At 61.9% G+C, this 15,115-nt stretch carries 14 protein-coding genes; 10 read left to right on the top strand and 4 right to left on the bottom strand.

The features are described 5' to 3' along the window. Window positions 1-17: 17 nt before the first annotated feature. The 4 genes from AC1DX4_RS00835 (at window position 18) to AC1DX4_RS00850 (ending at window position 5,312) form a co-directional block, all read left to right on the top strand. The gene (locus tag AC1DX4_RS00835; RefSeq protein ID WP_477218517.1) at window positions 18-1,079 is read left to right on the top strand and encodes a ParA family protein; all 1,062 of its coding nucleotides are present in this window, start codon (window positions 18-20) and stop codon (window positions 1,077-1,079) included. Between the two features lie 607 nt (window positions 1,080-1,686). Further along, complete coding sequence (gene cmk, locus AC1DX4_RS00840) at window positions 1,687-2,325, top strand: (d)CMP kinase (protein WP_477218518.1); 639 nt, start codon at window positions 1,687-1,689, stop codon at window positions 2,323-2,325. A gap of 206 nt (window positions 2,326-2,531) precedes the next feature. Continuing rightward, entirely contained in the window at window positions 2,532-4,229 is a 1,698-nt protein-coding gene (rpsA, locus tag AC1DX4_RS00845) for a 30S ribosomal protein S1 (protein ID WP_477218519.1), read from the top strand. Between the two features lie 261 nt (window positions 4,230-4,490). Beyond that, the gene (locus AC1DX4_RS00850; RefSeq protein ID WP_477218520.1) at window positions 4,491-5,312 is read left to right on the top strand and encodes an MOSC domain-containing protein; all 822 of its coding nucleotides are present in this window, start codon (window positions 4,491-4,493) and stop codon (window positions 5,310-5,312) included. Between the two features lie 76 nt (window positions 5,313-5,388). Here the strand turns inward: AC1DX4_RS00850 and AC1DX4_RS00855 are convergent, their stop codons facing one another. The 4 genes from AC1DX4_RS00855 to AC1DX4_RS00870 all read right to left on the bottom strand — a co-directional run bounded on the left by AC1DX4_RS00855 (window position 5,389) and on the right by AC1DX4_RS00870 (window position 9,528). Then, window positions 5,389-6,096: an SDR family NAD(P)-dependent oxidoreductase gene (locus AC1DX4_RS00855; RefSeq protein WP_477218521.1), complete on the bottom strand. Its 708-nt coding sequence runs from the start codon at window positions 6,094-6,096 to the stop codon at window positions 5,389-5,391. Window positions 6,097-6,334: 238 nt separating this feature from the next. Then, the gene (locus AC1DX4_RS00860) at window positions 6,335-7,915 is read right to left on the bottom strand and encodes a 5-guanidino-2-oxopentanoate decarboxylase (protein WP_477218522.1); all 1,581 of its coding nucleotides are present in this window, start codon (window positions 7,913-7,915) and stop codon (window positions 6,335-6,337) included. Window positions 7,916-8,008: 93 nt separating this feature from the next. Continuing rightward, the gene (locus AC1DX4_RS00865; protein ID WP_477218523.1) at window positions 8,009-8,659 is read right to left on the bottom strand and encodes a TetR family transcriptional regulator C-terminal domain-containing protein; all 651 of its coding nucleotides are present in this window, start codon (window positions 8,657-8,659) and stop codon (window positions 8,009-8,011) included. Then, a complete protein-coding gene (locus tag AC1DX4_RS00870) occupies window positions 8,656-9,528 on the bottom strand; it encodes a dimethylarginine dimethylaminohydrolase family protein (protein ID WP_477218524.1) in 873 nt (290 codons plus the stop codon). Before AC1DX4_RS00870 ends, AC1DX4_RS00865 begins: the two co-directional genes overlap by 4 nt. Window positions 9,529-9,742: 214 nt before the next feature. On the opposite strand from AC1DX4_RS00870, the gene AC1DX4_RS00875 reads away from it, so the two are divergent. The 6 genes from AC1DX4_RS00875 (at window position 9,743) to AC1DX4_RS00900 (ending at window position 15,055) form a co-directional block, all read left to right on the top strand. Then, window positions 9,743-10,558, top strand: a complete 816-nt coding sequence (locus AC1DX4_RS00875) for an ABC transporter ATP-binding protein (protein ID WP_477218525.1) — start codon at window positions 9,743-9,745, stop codon at window positions 10,556-10,558. A gap of 55 nt (window positions 10,559-10,613) precedes the next feature. After that, window positions 10,614-11,414 (top strand): transporter substrate-binding domain-containing protein, encoded by an 801-nt coding sequence (locus AC1DX4_RS00880; RefSeq protein WP_464612627.1) that lies wholly within the window; start codon window positions 10,614-10,616, stop codon window positions 11,412-11,414. Between the two features lie 162 nt (window positions 11,415-11,576). Beyond that, window positions 11,577-12,290 (top strand): ABC transporter permease, encoded by a 714-nt coding sequence (locus AC1DX4_RS00885; protein WP_477219091.1) that lies wholly within the window; start codon window positions 11,577-11,579, stop codon window positions 12,288-12,290. Beyond that, the gene (locus tag AC1DX4_RS00890; protein WP_477218526.1) at window positions 12,290-13,099 is read left to right on the top strand and encodes an ABC transporter permease; all 810 of its coding nucleotides are present in this window, start codon (window positions 12,290-12,292) and stop codon (window positions 13,097-13,099) included. The genes AC1DX4_RS00885 and AC1DX4_RS00890 overlap by 1 nt, the downstream gene beginning before the upstream one ends. 166 nt (window positions 13,100-13,265) lie before the next feature. Continuing rightward, on the top strand, window positions 13,266-14,267 hold the full coding sequence (locus AC1DX4_RS00895) for an Ldh family oxidoreductase (RefSeq protein WP_477219092.1): 1,002 nt from the start codon (window positions 13,266-13,268) through the stop codon (window positions 14,265-14,267). 335 nt (window positions 14,268-14,602) lie between these two features. Further along, window positions 14,603-15,055, top strand: a complete 453-nt coding sequence (locus tag AC1DX4_RS00900) for a DoxX family protein (protein ID WP_477218527.1) — start codon at window positions 14,603-14,605, stop codon at window positions 15,053-15,055. The last annotated feature ends 60 nt before the right edge of the window (window positions 15,056-15,115 follow it).

The following is a 15,115-nucleotide window of genomic DNA, read 5'->3' on the forward strand; positions in this document are numbered from 1 at the left end:
TTTTTGGGGGAGAAAATATGACGACGCAAATAGCGTTTTTTAATCACAAGGGCGGCGTCTCCAAAACTACCAGCGTTTTTCATGTGAGCTGGAAGCTCGCTGAGCTAGGGCTTCGCGTTTTGATGGTAGATTGCGATCCTCAGTGCAATTTAACTGGCCTTGTTTTAAAGTATAATCATGATAACGACTATCCGTATGAGAGCAGTGGAAACGAAGAACCGAAAAATATCCGTCATGGCCTCTCCCCAGCTTTTGACGGCCGTCCCGTTGCATTAAAACCTGTAAAGACACATCAAGTTCCAAACAGACCTGGCCTATTTATACTACCCGGTCACGTTGCCTTTTCGGAGAATGAAAGCTCTCTGGCGATTGCTCACGAGTTATCTGCCAGCCTGACAGTCATGCAAAATATACCGGGATCACTCAGGTATCTCCTTCAAATAACTGCCGAGAGTATATCTGCTGACATTATTATCGTGGATATGTCTCCAAGCTTAGGTGCAATTAATCAAAACCTTCTTACCACCAGTGAATATTTCGTTATACCGATGGCGCCAGACTTTTTCTCGGCAATGGCGCTACGCTCCCTTGCGCGAGTCCTTCCTAGGTGGATGGCATGGTCCAAATCCGCGTCCCAACAGCAAATTTTGAAGGAAGCAGCATATCCATGGCCGGAACTTACTCCTAAATATGTAGGCTCCATAGTTCAAAATTATCGCAAGCGCTCAAGAGGCGGGGGAGAACCAAAGCCCACCCAAGCCTATCAGAAATGGTTCGACGAACTGGCATCTGTTAAGGCCGACATACTAATTCCATCACTCAGGCAAGCAGGGATGCTTGAGAAGAACGACCGCTATGTTGCAGCCAACGCTAAGTTGGACAGTTTCCTGATGGAAATACCGGATTTTAACAGCCTGATCGCGATAGCCCAGAATCTTCAGAAACCGGTTTTCGCGCTAACTAAGCAGGATATCGAGGCTAGAGGAATTGTGGCCGACGTTCAGCTGCAAAATAGAGACCACTTCGATGCCATTTATAAGGGTGGCGCAAAGAAAATTGCTTCGTTCTTGGAACCATAGTGCCATACCGAAGCCAGCTTTCGATTCATTTTAAGTACGCACTCGATCGAGGGCGTACTCTTTGCTCACTTTATGACTATCTAGCTGCGGCGGCTCCGGCCGCGCTCGACGCTACGGACATGCTTAGGTCGGCAATCGTATTAGGTGTAAGTGCGCTCGATCATTTGGTGCATCAGGTGATACTTCAGGAAATAGAATACAGAGTCTACCGCTCTTCTCCCATTTTTGGAGTCACCGCGCCTGTCAATTTATTTGGACTCCCATTGAATGAACTTGCGAGAGGGGTCAGAGGCCATGTTCGCGAGTCTAATAGCTATAAGAGTTTTGTTGCGCCTTCAAAGATATCGGAAGGGTTAAGGTCCATAATGAATGCGCCATGGCCATCGATCGCGACGCATTTTGGAGAAGGTGACGATGCAATAAAGGTTCGTCTCGGGCTAATAGTCTCCTTAAGGAATCGCATAGCTCACGAAGCCGACCTTGACCCACAATTTGCAACACCTCAAAGTTATCCCATCGATCGAGATGATGTCTTGGGCTCATTGGTGTTTCTAGAGAAGTTGGGGACTGCGATCTTGGCCGCAGTCGAAGATGACCGGGCAGCGGCATGATTTTGGCCATTGACGGTCCCGCCGGTGCCGGCAAAGGCACGCTGGCCCGGCGGCTCGCCGACCACTACCGACTGAATCTGCTCGACACCGGCCTCACCTATCGGGCGGTCGCCTATGCCCTGATCCAGCACGCGCTGCCGCTCGACAATGTCTCGGCGGCCGAGACCGCAGCGCGCCAGGTCGATATGGCAAAGCTCGACCGTGCGGTGCTGTCGGCGCATGCGGTCGGCGAGGCCGCCTCGAAAGTCGCGGTGTATCCGACCGTGCGGCGCATCCTCGTCGAAAAGCAGCGCGAGTTTGCCAAGACGCCGCCGGGCGCGGTGCTGGACGGTCGTGACATCGGCACTGTCGTATGCCCCGATGCCGACATCAAACTCTACGTGACAGCGAGTGCGGAGGTGCGGGCAAGGCGCCGGCTGGCGGAGATCGAAAGCATCGGCGGCACCGCCAATTTCGCTGAAATCCTCGCCGATATCGTGCGCCGTGACGAGCGCGACATGGGCCGCGCCGACTCGCCCTTGAAGCCGGCCGCCGACGCGCACTTGCTTGATACCAGCGAAATGGCTATAGAAGCCGCGTTTCTCGCGGCCATGGCGATCATCGACGAGGTCATGGCCAGGAGAGACAAGGCCTGATCCGGGTTTTCTCCCGCGTTTCCGTTGCCGGAAGCGAAGAAAATACCCATATCGGGCACGAACCAGCCTGCCAGCATTCTTCATGCGCCGGAATTGCCGCTTAAAAGCGGCCCAGGGCTTTTTTAGCCCGGAACGCCGGCAGGCCAACGCAACGCTAACCCACGGCGCCAGTCCCGCTCGAGATGCGGGGCACTCCAGGAGAAAATATGTCAGCTGCAAATCCCACTCGCGATGATTTCGCGAGCCTGCTCGAAGAATCTTTTACCGCCGGCCATTCCGGCGAAGGTCAGGTCGTCAAGGGCATCATCACCGCCATTGAAAAAGACATGGCCATCATCGACGTCGGCCTCAAGGTCGAAGGCCGCGTGCCGCTGAAGGAATTCGGCGTCAAGGGCAAGGACACCACCCTCAAGGTCGGTGACACCGTCGAAGTCTATGTCGAGCGCATCGAGAACGCGCTTGGCGAAGCGATGCTTTCCCGTGAAAAGGCCCGCCGCGAAGAGAGCTGGGTCCGTCTCGAAGAGAAGTTCACCAAGGGTGAGCGCGTCGAAGGCGTTATCTTCAACCAGGTCAAGGGCGGCTTCACCGTCGACCTCGACGGCGCCGTGGCCTTCCTGCCGCGCAGCCAGGTCGATATCCGCCCAATCCGCGACGTCTCCCCGCTGATGCACAACCCGCAGCCCTTCGAGATCCTCAAGATGGACCGCCGCCGCGGCAACATCGTGGTGTCGCGCCGCACCGTGCTCGAGGAGAGCCGCGCCGAACAGCGTTCGGAAATCGTGCAGAACCTCGAAGAAGGTCAGGTTGTCGAAGGCGTCGTCAAGAACATCACCGATTACGGTGCGTTCGTCGACCTCGGTGGCATCGACGGCCTGCTGCATGTCACCGACATGGCATGGCGCCGCGTCAACCATCCGACCGAAATCCTCAACATCGGTCAGACGGTCAAGGTGCAGATCATCCGCATCAACCAGGAAACCCACCGCATCTCGCTCGGCATGAAGCAGCTCGAGAGCGATCCGTGGTCCGAGATCGGCACCAAGTTCCCGATCGGCAAGAAGATCAAGGGTACCGTCACCAACATCACCGACTACGGCGCGTTCGTCGAGCTGGAGCCGGGCATCGAAGGCCTCATCCACGTTTCGGAAATGTCGTGGACCAAGAAGAACGTGCATCCCGGCAAGATCCTGTCGACGACGCAGGAAGTCGACGTTGTCGTGCTCGAGGTCGATCCGGCCAAGCGCCGCATCTCGCTCGGCCTCAAGCAGACGCTTGAGAATCCTTGGGAAGCGTTCGCGCGCAGCCATCCGGTCGGCAGCCAGGTCGAGGGCGAGGTCAAGAACAAGACCGAGTTCGGCCTGTTCATCGGCCTGGAAGGCGACGTGGACGGCATGGTGCACCTCTCCGACCTCGACTGGACCCGTCCGGGCGAGCAGGTCATCGAAGAGTACAATCGCGGCGACATGGTCAAGGCGCAGGTGCTCGACGTCGACATCGAGAAGGAGCGAATCTCGCTCGGCATCAAGCAGCTGGCCAAGGATACGGTCGGTGAAGCGGCGACTTCGGGCGAACTGCGCAAGAACGCCGTCGTCACCTGTGAAGTCATCGGCGTCAAGGATGGCGGTCTGGAAGTGCGGCTGGTCGACAGCGGCATCGAGACCTTCATCAAGCGTTCCGACCTCAGCCGCGACCGCGACGAGCAGCGCCCCGAGCGCTTCACCGTCGGCCAGAAGGTCGACGCCCGCGTCATCGCCTTCGACAAGAAGACCCGCAAGCTGCAGGTCTCGATCAAGGCGCTGGAAATCGCCGAAGAGAAGGAAGCGGTCGCCCAGTACGGCTCGACCGACTCCGGCGCTTCGCTGGGCGACATCCTGGGTGCCGCGCTGAAGAAGCAGGGCAGCTAAGGCCGCCGCGCGCGCGCGCGACGCGCGCGGACTGAACAAGCAAACCCGCGAGCCGCAAGGCTCGCGGGTTTTTTCATGCTCAGTTGGGAGCTGGGCGCCGATGGTCTCACGACGCGGTTGGCACAAGACAAAGACGGTGCACGCCCTTCAATTTCACACTTGCGGCTGTAGGCTCGGGCTCATGTCGTTTGCCGGCATGAAACACGGCCGGCATGAAACACGGGAACTCACGCCCCTTCGGGCAACAGAGAAGCATTGGGCATGAAGGTCGTCGAACTCTATCGCTATCCGGTCAAGAGCCTACGCGGCCATGCCGTGGAGAGCGCTGACATCGAAGCCATGGGCATGGCTAGGGACCGCCGCTGGATGGTCGTCGACAAGGATGGACACTTCCTCACCATTCGACAGATCCCGGCAATGACGACGATCGATGTCGAGCATCACGGCACCGGCATCCTGTTGAAACATGACAGGCATGGCTCGCACGCCGTCGAGGCGCCAAGCCCAGGCAGCGCGCTCCGCCAGGTCAAGGTCTGGAAGGATATGGTTATCGCGCGGCCATGCCATCCAGCCGCCGGCGCCTATCTATCCGCGGTTCTTGACCGGCCCGCCGATCTCGTCTTTTTCGACGATCCGCGAAGCCGGCCGGTTGACCCGGAATTCGGCCAGCATGGCGACTACGTCGGCTTTGCCGATGGCTTTCCGCTGCTGGTGACCACGACGGGCTCGCTGGACCATCTGAACAGCCATCTCGCCAAGCCCATCGAGATGGCGCGGTTTCGGCCAAACATCGTCCTCGACGCAGCGGGCGTGTGGCCGGAAGACAATTGGAAGACGATCCGCATCGGCTCTGTCGAGTTGCGGATCGCAAAGCCCTGCGCGCGCTGTGTCATCACCACCCGCGATCCGTATAGCGGCGAGCAACCGGACCCGCGCGAGCCGTTGCAGACACTTGGTAGACTCCACCGCTCCGCCAAAGGCGGTATCATCTTCGGCCAGAATGCGATTCCAAACAACGCCGGCACAATCTCCATCGGCGACACGGTCGAGGTCGTGGAGGCGGGCGCCTCTAACCTCGCATAGTCGCGATGCGTTTCTGATATTGGCCGGCGGCAGGCCCTACCAGGCCTGCCACGAAAGCTCAGGGTTGAAACGTATCTCAGGCCCGGCTGTAGAGCGGCACCAGCGTTCCGCTCATCGCCTGGTTGGCCGGCGAAGCGAGATAGGCGATTGCCTCGGCCGCTGCTTCCAGGCTCACCCATTTGGTGAAATCGGCATCAGGCATGTCGGCGCGGTTTGCCGGCGTGTCGAGCGTCGACGGGGCCACGGCATTGACCAGGATGCCCTTGGCCTTGAGTTCTTCGGCCATCGCCACCGTCATGGCCGCCACCGCCGCCTTGCTGGCCGTGTAGGCGACCATGCCGGCGCCGCGCCTGGGGTCGAGCCCGGCGCGCGCGGTGACATTGACGATGCGGCCTGATGTGCCCGACGCCAGCATCGAGCGAACGGCCGCACGGCTGCACAGGAAGGTGGTGCGGGCGTTGGTGTCCATCATCTCGGCAAAGGATGCCGATTCGATCTTTTCCACCGGCGCCATGGCGAAGCCGCCGGCAAGATGGATCGATCCCCACAAGGCAGGAACCTGAGCATAGAAACCTTCAACCTTGGCGGAGTCCGACAGGTCCACATTGTGCGCCAGCTTGACGTTCTCGTGCGCGGCGAAAGGAAAATGCTGGGGTGCCGCTGCGTGCGCGTTCGGCACGTGGCAGATCGCGCCCTGCTCCAGCAGCCGGCCAACCACCGCACCGCCGAGCGCGCCGGTTCCACCGGTCACAACGATATGCCTGCCTTGAAGTGTTTCCGTCATCCTGGACCGCTCCTGTCGTATTTTTATGATTATGTCGCTTGCTGTGCCGCCCGACGCAGAGCGTCGCGCCTTTCGGGCGATCACTCAATTGATATCTCGACATGGCAGCTGTCGCGTCTTTGCATGCGTCAGGACGCATATAATGGCAATGCCGTCAGCCATGCGGCTGTTGCGGTACAACAGCCGAGCCGGCGAAAGATCCGATGCAGGTTGGAAAATCAACGCCGGCCTGAAGGCTTCAATCGACCGTGATTTCGATGACGCAGGGCAAGCCGGTTGCCCGGGCGCGCTTCAGCGCCTGTGGCAAGGCGCCGATATCGGCCAGCCGTTCGGCGCCGATACCATAGGCTTCGGCCAGCTTGCAGAAATCCGGCGGCGCCGGCGAGACCCCGACGGGTTCGACGCCGACATCGAGCATCGAGGTCTCGATCTCGCGATAGCCCCTGTTGTTCCAGACCACGAAAATGACCGGCGCGTCGGAATCAAGCGCGACACCCAGTTCCGGCAACGTGAACTGGAAGCCGCCGTCGCCGGTCAGGCAGACGACCGGCACGTCGGGCATGGCAAGCGCCGCGCCGATCGCCGCCGGCGGGCCGTAGCCAAGCGCGCCGAAGCCGGTGGCGGCATTGAACCAGCCGGCCGGCCGGTCGTGATCATAGTAGAGGTTCGCGGCGTAGATCGGCTGCGTCGAGTCGCCGACGATGATCGCGCCCGGCAGCGTGTCGCGGATCATTTCCACGGCATGCACCTGTGCCAGATAGGCCGGGCTCAGCTCGGCGATCGCCGCTTTCCGCGACGCGGCGGCGCGCGCCTCGCCGTCTGGCGCGGCCACATGAGCGGAGCCGATGGCGGCGAGCAGGGCTTCGATTGCCTCGGCGCAGTCGGCCTGGATGCCAACCGTCACCGGGCGGCGCGCGATCTGGTCGGCGCCGATGTCGATGCGGATCAGGTTGGAAGGCAGCACAAAACCACCATCGCCATAGCCGTCATAGTCGGTCGGGCCGAATTCGGTGCCGGCGGCAATCACCAGATCGGCCTCGGCCATCAGCGCGCGGACCGCCTTCAGGCTCGGACTTGCCGGCACGCAGAGCGTGTGGCGGTGCAGCAGGCCGCGCGCATTGGTGGTCTCGACGACCGGCGCGCCCAATCTCTCGGCCAGGCGCCGCAAGGACGCTTCGGCACGCTTGGCGCCACCGCCGGCCAGGATCAGCGGACGGCGGGCAGTGGCGATGAGTTCGGCTGCGCTTTCAATTGCCGCACCGTCCGGCGCCGGCGGTGCCGCGTTGCTCAGCAGCGCAACGATACCGCCAGCCGGCTTGACCATGACATCGGTCGGGATCTCGATATGCACCGGGCCGGGCCGCGAGGATGAAAACAGGGCGAAGGCCTGCGCCAATGCACCCGGCAATTCGCTGGCCTCGGTGACGCGCCGCGACAGCAGCGCCACCTTTTCCATCATGCCGCGCTGGTCCGGCAATTCATGCAGGAAGCCCAGCCCCTTGCCCAGCGTCGGCATGGCGTTGACGCCCGATATGACCAGCATCGGCACCGAATCGGCGCGTGCCTGGCCCATGGCGGTGATGGTGTTGGTCAGCCCCGGCCCGGTGATGACGAAGGCGACGCCGGGCTTGCCGCTGGCGCGGGCATAGCCGTCGGCCATGAAGCCGGCGCCCTGTTCGTGGCGCGGCGTGACATGGCGGATTTTCGAGCGTGCCAGGCCACGGTAGAGCTCGACCGTGTGCACGCCCGGAATGCCGAAAACGGTGTCGACGCCATGGGCTTCGAGCAGCGTGATGAGGGCTTCGCCGAGTGTTGCCATTGGTTTTTCCTCCCTTAGAGCCGATCACTGTTCGGAACAATGATCGGCTCGGTCCCTTTGTTTTCAACGCAATCCCTGTGGGAAAACCGCATGTCACTTTTCCTGGAATTGCTGTAGCGGCGCGAGGCCCAGTTCGGCCTCGACAGTCTTGATGCCAATCGCCGCCAATTCGCCGGGGGAGAACATCTCGCCGGCCAGGCAGCCTTCGATCCAGAGCCCGTCGATGATCGCATTGATCGCAATGGCGTGGTGGCGCAATTGGCTTGCGTCTGGCGTACGCCGTTCGGCGGCGAGCACCTCGGCCACGACCGCTTCCACCTCATTGCGAAAGCCAAGGTAGCCTTCGCGGTGGGCGCGAGCCAGGCTCGGATCCGCACCGGCGCGGCCGATGAAGGTTGCCCAGAGCGAAAACACCCGCGCGTCGATGATCGGCACGTTGAGGTTGGCGGTGACGAAGGCCGCAAGGCGCTGGCGCGGAGAGGCATCTTCCATGACCAACGCCGCTTTCGCCTGCTCGGTCATGCGGCCCATGAGCGCTGCATAGGCTCCCTGCAGCAATTCTTCCTTGCCCGGGAAATAGTGCCGGATGAGCCCGGCGGTGACACCGGCGCGCAACGCGATGGTGCGCAATGTGGCGCCCTGCAGGCCATGTTCCGCCACGCTGTCCAGAGTTGCCTCGATCAGATCTTGCCGCCGCCGCTCCTCGCCCTCGCGACGGAACCTGCGGCGGGATGGCGCATTCATTGGCGCAGGATCGGCCGCGTCAGGCATGTCGGCCCACCCTCGCAGGCGATGCAGAGCGCATCGGCCTCGAAAATTTCGACCGTGCAGCCGGCGGCTTCCATCGCGGCTTTGGTCTTTGGAAAGCCTGCAACGGCAATGACCTTATGTGGGCTGGTCGGCAGCACGTTCAGGCTGAGGCCGTTGGAAGCCGCGAACTCTTCGGCATCGCCTTCGACCAGCCGGATGTTACGCGCCTTCAGCATCTGGTAGAACGCGGCCGGCAAAAGCGGCGAATAGACCAGTGCGAGGTCGTCGGCCAACGGGCTGATCACCGACATCAGATGCAGGCAGGCCTCTTCGCCCTGCCACAGCGGCAGGTCAAAGCCGTAGACGGAAACGCCCAGCGGCGTCAGCAGATTGGAAACCTGCTGAATGCCTTCCTGGTTGGAGCGGACACCGCGGCCGATCACCAGCGTGCGGGCATCCAACCATACACAATCACCACCTTCGACTTGGCCAGGAGCCTCGACGCGGCCGAGGATCGGAATGCCCAGCCTTCTATAGGTTTCCTCATGCAGCGAGGGTTCGCTTGCGCGCAAGGGCTTGCCCATGGACAGAATCAGCGCGCCGCGGTCGGTCATCAGCGATGGGTCGTGCGTGAACACCGAATCCGAAAGTCCATCGGCCTTGTCCTCGATCCATTCGATTTCGGCGCCGGAAGCCGCCACCAGTTCAGCAAGGAGCGCGTGCTGCGATGCTGCTTTCGCCGGATTGAATCCTGGGCCATAGTGCCAGGCAGCCCTGTCGGCGTTGCGCATGGCGTTGGCTGCCGACCGCATCAGCACGCGCCGCAGCGGCGCCGCCATGGACTGTGATCCGAAAGCGCTCATCGAAGCCCTTTTTTAGCTGAAAAAAACCGAGAAAATTTCATGGAAGCCTATTTATACACTTGCACAACAAGCTCGCAAGTGCCGTAATGAGTGGGATTGACGGGCTCGCGCCGTTGGGTCCATGCTGAAGTCTGGAGCGGGGCAGTACAGCGTATATGTTGATTAGCCGAATGGACGTTCGACGAACTGCCGCCTCCCATACAGAGGTCACCCGGTGAGCGCGGTGGAAGCTGCCGCATCCCAATCCGGCAAGGCGCAGGACGGCGCCGCCGAAGCCATCCATGTCGAAAACCTTCACAAGAAATTCGGCCAGTTGCATGTGCTGAAGGGCGTGTCGCTGTCGGCGCGCGACGGCGAGGTGATCGCCATCATCGGCGGCTCGGGTTCAGGTAAATCGACGCTGCTGCGCTGCATCAACTGCCTGGAAAACCCGACCAGCGGCATCATCCGCGTCAACGGCGAAGAGATCAAACTGAAGGCCGATAGCCACGGCCACACCATTCCCGCCGACCGAAGGCAGATCGAGCGCATCCGTTCCAAGCTCGGCATGGTGTTCCAGAATTTCAACCTGTGGAGCCACATGACGCTGCTCGAGAACGTCATCGAGGTTCCCGTGCATGTGCTCGGCGTGAAGCGCGACGAGGCGATTGCCCAGGCCGAAAAGCTGCTGGTGCGCGTCGGGCTTGCCGAAAAGCGCGACGTCTATCCCGCCTATCTGTCCGGCGGCCAGCAGCAGCGCGCCGCGATTGCCCGCGCGCTCGCCATCAATCCGCGCGTCATGCTGTTCGACGAGCCGACCTCGGCGCTCGACCCGGAACTGGTCGGCGAGGTGCTGAAGGTGATCGGCGACCTGGCGCGCGAGGGCCGCACCATGGTGCTGGTCACCCACGAAATGAAGTTCGCCCGCGAGGTCGCGACCCATGTCGTCTATCTCTACAACGGGCTGGTCGAGGAAGAGGGCCCGCCGGAGCAGATCTTCGGCGCGCCGAAATCCGAAAGGCTGAAGCAGTTCATCCGCAACATCGGCTAGGGACAGGCCGAGACGGAAGAAAACCGGGAACCAACAACAAACTGGGAGTTTTGAAATGAAGACTGTTCTGAAGACATTCGCCGCAGCGCTGCTGCTCGGCGTCGCCGCCATGGGCGTGGCCAAGGCCGATCCGGTCAAGATCGGCGTCGCCGCCGAACCCTATCCGCCCTTCACCTCGCCGGACGCTTCGGGCAAGTGGGTCGGCTGGGAAATCGACTTCATCGACGCCGTATGCGCCGAGGAGAAGCTCGACTGCGTCATCACGCCTGTTGCCTGGGACGGCATCATCCCGGCGCTGACCACCAAGAAGATCGACCTCATCGTCTCGTCGATGTCGATCACCGCCGAACGCGAGAAGACGATCGACTTCTCGGACAAATATTATAACACGCCGACGGCGATCATCGGACCGAAGGACCAGAAATTCGGCCCCGGGCCCGACGACCTCAAGGGCAAGGTCATCGGCGTCCAGGTGTCGACCGTGCACGCCGTCTACGCCAAGAAGCACTTCGGCGCCACGGCTTCCGAGATCAAGGAATACCAGACCCAGGACGAAGCCAACAACGACCTTGCCGCCGGCCGCCTCGACGCGGTGCAGGCCGATTCCATCGCGCTTGGCGAGTTCCTCAAGTCCGACCAGGGCAAGGCCTGCTGCGACCTGAAGGGCATGGTGGCTCCGGACGACGAGGTGCTTGGACCGGGCGTCGGCGCCGGCGTGCGCAAGGAGGACACCGACCTGAAGGCAAAGATCAACGCCGGCATCAAGGCGATCCGGTCCAACGGCAAATATGACGAGATCTCGAAGAAATACTTCGATTTCGACATTTACGGCGGCGGCGGCGCGCAGTCGAACTGATCGGCAAGCCTGGGCTTGTGACCGCGCGGCGCATCGTGCGCCGTGCGGTTTCGCCTGAACCTGTCCAAGCACGCTTTTCGCTGACGAAAATGGCCAGCGGCTGACGCCAGCAATCCGGGGGCAAAGCTGATCGACGCATTCCTTTCGGCCTCGGCGGCCGGCATCATCGACCTTCTCTCGCCCTATCCGCCGGGCTGGGGCGGAACCCTGCTGCTCGGGCTGCTCCACTCGATCGAAATTGCGCTCGGCGCGACCTGCCTTGGTCTCCTGATCGGTACCGGCGGCGCCTATGGCAAGCTCTATGGCGGCCCGGTGGTGCGCGATCTGCTGGCCGTCTACACCACCATCGTGCGCGCCGTCCCCGAACTGGTGCTGATCCTGCTGCTCTATTATGCCGGAACCGACCTGATCAACCAGGCGCTTGCGGCAATGGGCTATCAGCGCATCGACATCAGCGGACTTGCCGCCGGCATTGCCGTGCTCGGTTTCGTCCAGGGCGCCTATTCGACAGAAGTCATACGCGGCGCGATCCTGGCCATTCCGCAGGGCCAGATCGAAGCCGCCCGTGCCTATGGCATGTCGCCTGGCCTGATGCTGCGGCGCATCACTCTGCCGGCCATGCTGCCGTTTGCCATACCGGGCCTCGCCAATCTTTGGCTGATCGCCACCAAGGACACCGCCCTGCTGGCGGTCGTCGGTTTCTATGAACTGGCGCTGGCAACACGGCAGGCCGCGGGCGTGACCAAAGCCTATTTCACCTTCTTCTTCGCCGCAGGCGTGCTGTACCTGCTGCTGTCGCTGCTTTCCAACTTCCTGATCGGCCGTGTCGAGGGCTGGTCGCGGCGCGGCATGCCTTCGCTCAAGGAAGCGCGCTGATGGCCAACGAAGCGGCCATCATCAACGTTGTCGCGCGAACGTCGCTGTGGCTGCAGCCGCACCGCATCGTGCTGATCCTGATCGCGCTGGGGCTGGTTCTGGGCGCCATATTCTTCATGCGCTGGGACTGGCTGCCGCAATATTACGAGATGGGCCTGCTCGGCATCTGGCGCTCACTGTGGATCCTGGCCGTCACCTGCGTGCTGGGTTTCCTGCTCGCCGTGCCCTTGGGGTTGGCGCAGGCGACAGGCTCGTTCTGGTTCGCGGCACCCGCCAAGGTCTTCTGTACCGTCATCCGGGGCACGCCACTGCTGATCCAGTTGTGGCTGCTCTATTACGGCTTGGGCTCCTTGTTTCCGCAATATCCGTGGATTCGCGAGTCCTGGATGTGGCCGTATCTCAGGCAAGCCTGGCCTTATGGTGTCCTGGCACTGACCTTGTCCTTCGCCGGTTACGAGGGCGAGGTGATGCGCGGCGCCTTCGCCGGCGTGCCCAAAGGGCAACTCGAGGCCGCGCGCGCCTTCGGCATGAGCCGCTGGAAGGCATTCCGGCGCATCTGGCTGCCGCAGGCCATCTACCGGGCGCTGCCGACGCTGACCGGCGAAACCGTGCTGCAGCTGAAGTCGACGCCGCTGGTGGCGACCATCAGCGTCATCGACATCTTCGCCGTCTCGTCCAAGGTGCGGCAGGACACCTACCTCACCTACGAACCCTTGCTGCTGCTGGCGTTGATCTACATGACGATCACCGGCATCCTGGTCTTCGCCTTCAGCAGGATCGAAGCGCGAATCCCAAACAAGATCGGCTGAAGCTTTTCCTGGAATTGGCCTGGAGTCGCCAGGCTCATAGCGCGGACTTGCAACGGCGGACGTGTCCGCCGTTTTTCTTGCAGTTGCGGACGATTTTCAACACAAACGCCGCCTCATGTGCTGTTAGACCCAACCAACCAATGACAGAAATCGCAGGACGGCCATGATGCAACTCAGTCTCGACCAGGCAAGAGGATTGTGCCGGATGGCGGCACTCGGCGCCGGCGCCAATGAGGAAGCGGCGCAATCGCTGACCGCCTCGATCATAGCAGCCGAGGCGGAAGGGCTTTCGACCGTCGGGCTGTCGCATTTCATCGATTATCTCGAGGCCCTCGAGGCCGGCCGCATCGACGGCAATGCCGATCCGGTGATCACAAGGCCGGCGCTGGCCGTCTATCTCTCCGACGCACGCGGCGGGCTGGCGCATATCGGCTTCGACCGGACGATCGACGACCTCGCCAAGGCGGCAAAGCTGTTCGGCGTCGCCATCTTCTCGCAGAAGAACGCCTATACGTGCGGTGCGCTCGGCTATTTCACCGGAAGGCTGGCGGCACAGGGGCTGGTATCGTTCGCCGCCACCAACGGTCCGGCCGTGCTGGCCGGCTCGGGCTCGGTCAAGCCGGTCTATTGCACCAACCCGATGTCGTTTGCCGCCCCCGCCGCCGACGGCGCGCCGCTGGTCATCGACCAGTCGTCGAGCGCCACCGCCTTCGTCAACATCCGCAAAGCGGCCGAGGACGGCAAGAAAATCCCCGAAGGCTGGGCGCTGGACGCCAGCGGCAACCCGACCACCGATCCCGGGGCCGCCATGAAGGGTGCCATGCTTGCCTTCGGCGGCCAGCGCGGCGCCAACATCGCACTGATGGTCGAAGTGCTGGCGGCCGGCCTGTCGGGCGCCAACTGGTCGCTCGATGCGCCGTGGTTCAGCGGCGGCCCGGACAGCCCCGGGACCGGCCTGTTCGTGCTTGCTGTCGAGCCCAAGCTGCTCGATCCGGATTTCGAACAGCGGATGAAGGACCAGCTCGACCGTCTGCGCCGCCGCTACGGCGTGCATGTGCCGGGCCGTGCCCGAGCCGAAGCCGCCGAGAAGGCACAGGCACGCGGTATCACCGCGCCCAAGGCGGTGGTGCAGCGCATTTCCGAATTCGCCGAGCGCTATTCCGCCTGAAGAGATTTTTTCCGCGACTCGGTGAACCTTACCGCGCGTCACGACGACGAATAGCTGTCCGGGTCGGGTTTGCCCGGTCGGTGTCTTCTGTCGGATGCGTCCAGGGCTGGGGCGGGCGTACTTGCTTCACGCCACGCTGATACCGTCTCAGGTCAGGCCGCCTCGTTGGACCCTGGTTTCGACATGAACCTCACCCGGAAAACCCCGCTTCGGCGGGGTTTTCTGCGTTCGTTTTGCGCATTGTATAAACATGATTGTGAAAGTTAACTTTTGTTAACTTGACTTGATGGAAGCCATCGGGCGTTTGCGGGGATGTTCACAACACAGGAGCTACGATGTCCGTAACCACCGACGCTTCCCGCGGCAGACTGATCATTCCCGCACTCGGCCGCCTGTATTCGTCGCTGCATGACGCCGGCGAAACCCTGCTGCGCATCGTCGCCGGCGCGTTCCTCACCATCCATGGCTCGCAGAAGATCACCAATCCTTTCGGCGCCGCCGAGATGGTCGAAGGCCTCGGCTTCTATCCCGGCGCCTTCTGGTCGCTGCTTCTGGCCTGCACCGAGTTTTTCGGCGGCATTTTGATCGCCCTCGGGTTTTTGACGCGCCCGGCCGCTTTTGCCGGCCTATTCGTGCTGCTGGTCACCGTCTGGTTCCACTGGGTGACCATGGGCCAGGGTTTTTCAGGGGCCGAAAAGTCGCTTTTGTGGGCGGCGATTCTGCTGTTCTTCGTCATTCGCGGCGGCAACCGGCACTCGGTTGACGCCCGCATCGGCAAGGCATTCTAACAAGCTTTCGAGGGGGGTGGCAGCGACGACGCGTCACCCTTTGCCTTTGGCGCAAAACCG

The organism is Mesorhizobium sp. P3_A8 (genome assembly GCF_056402995.1).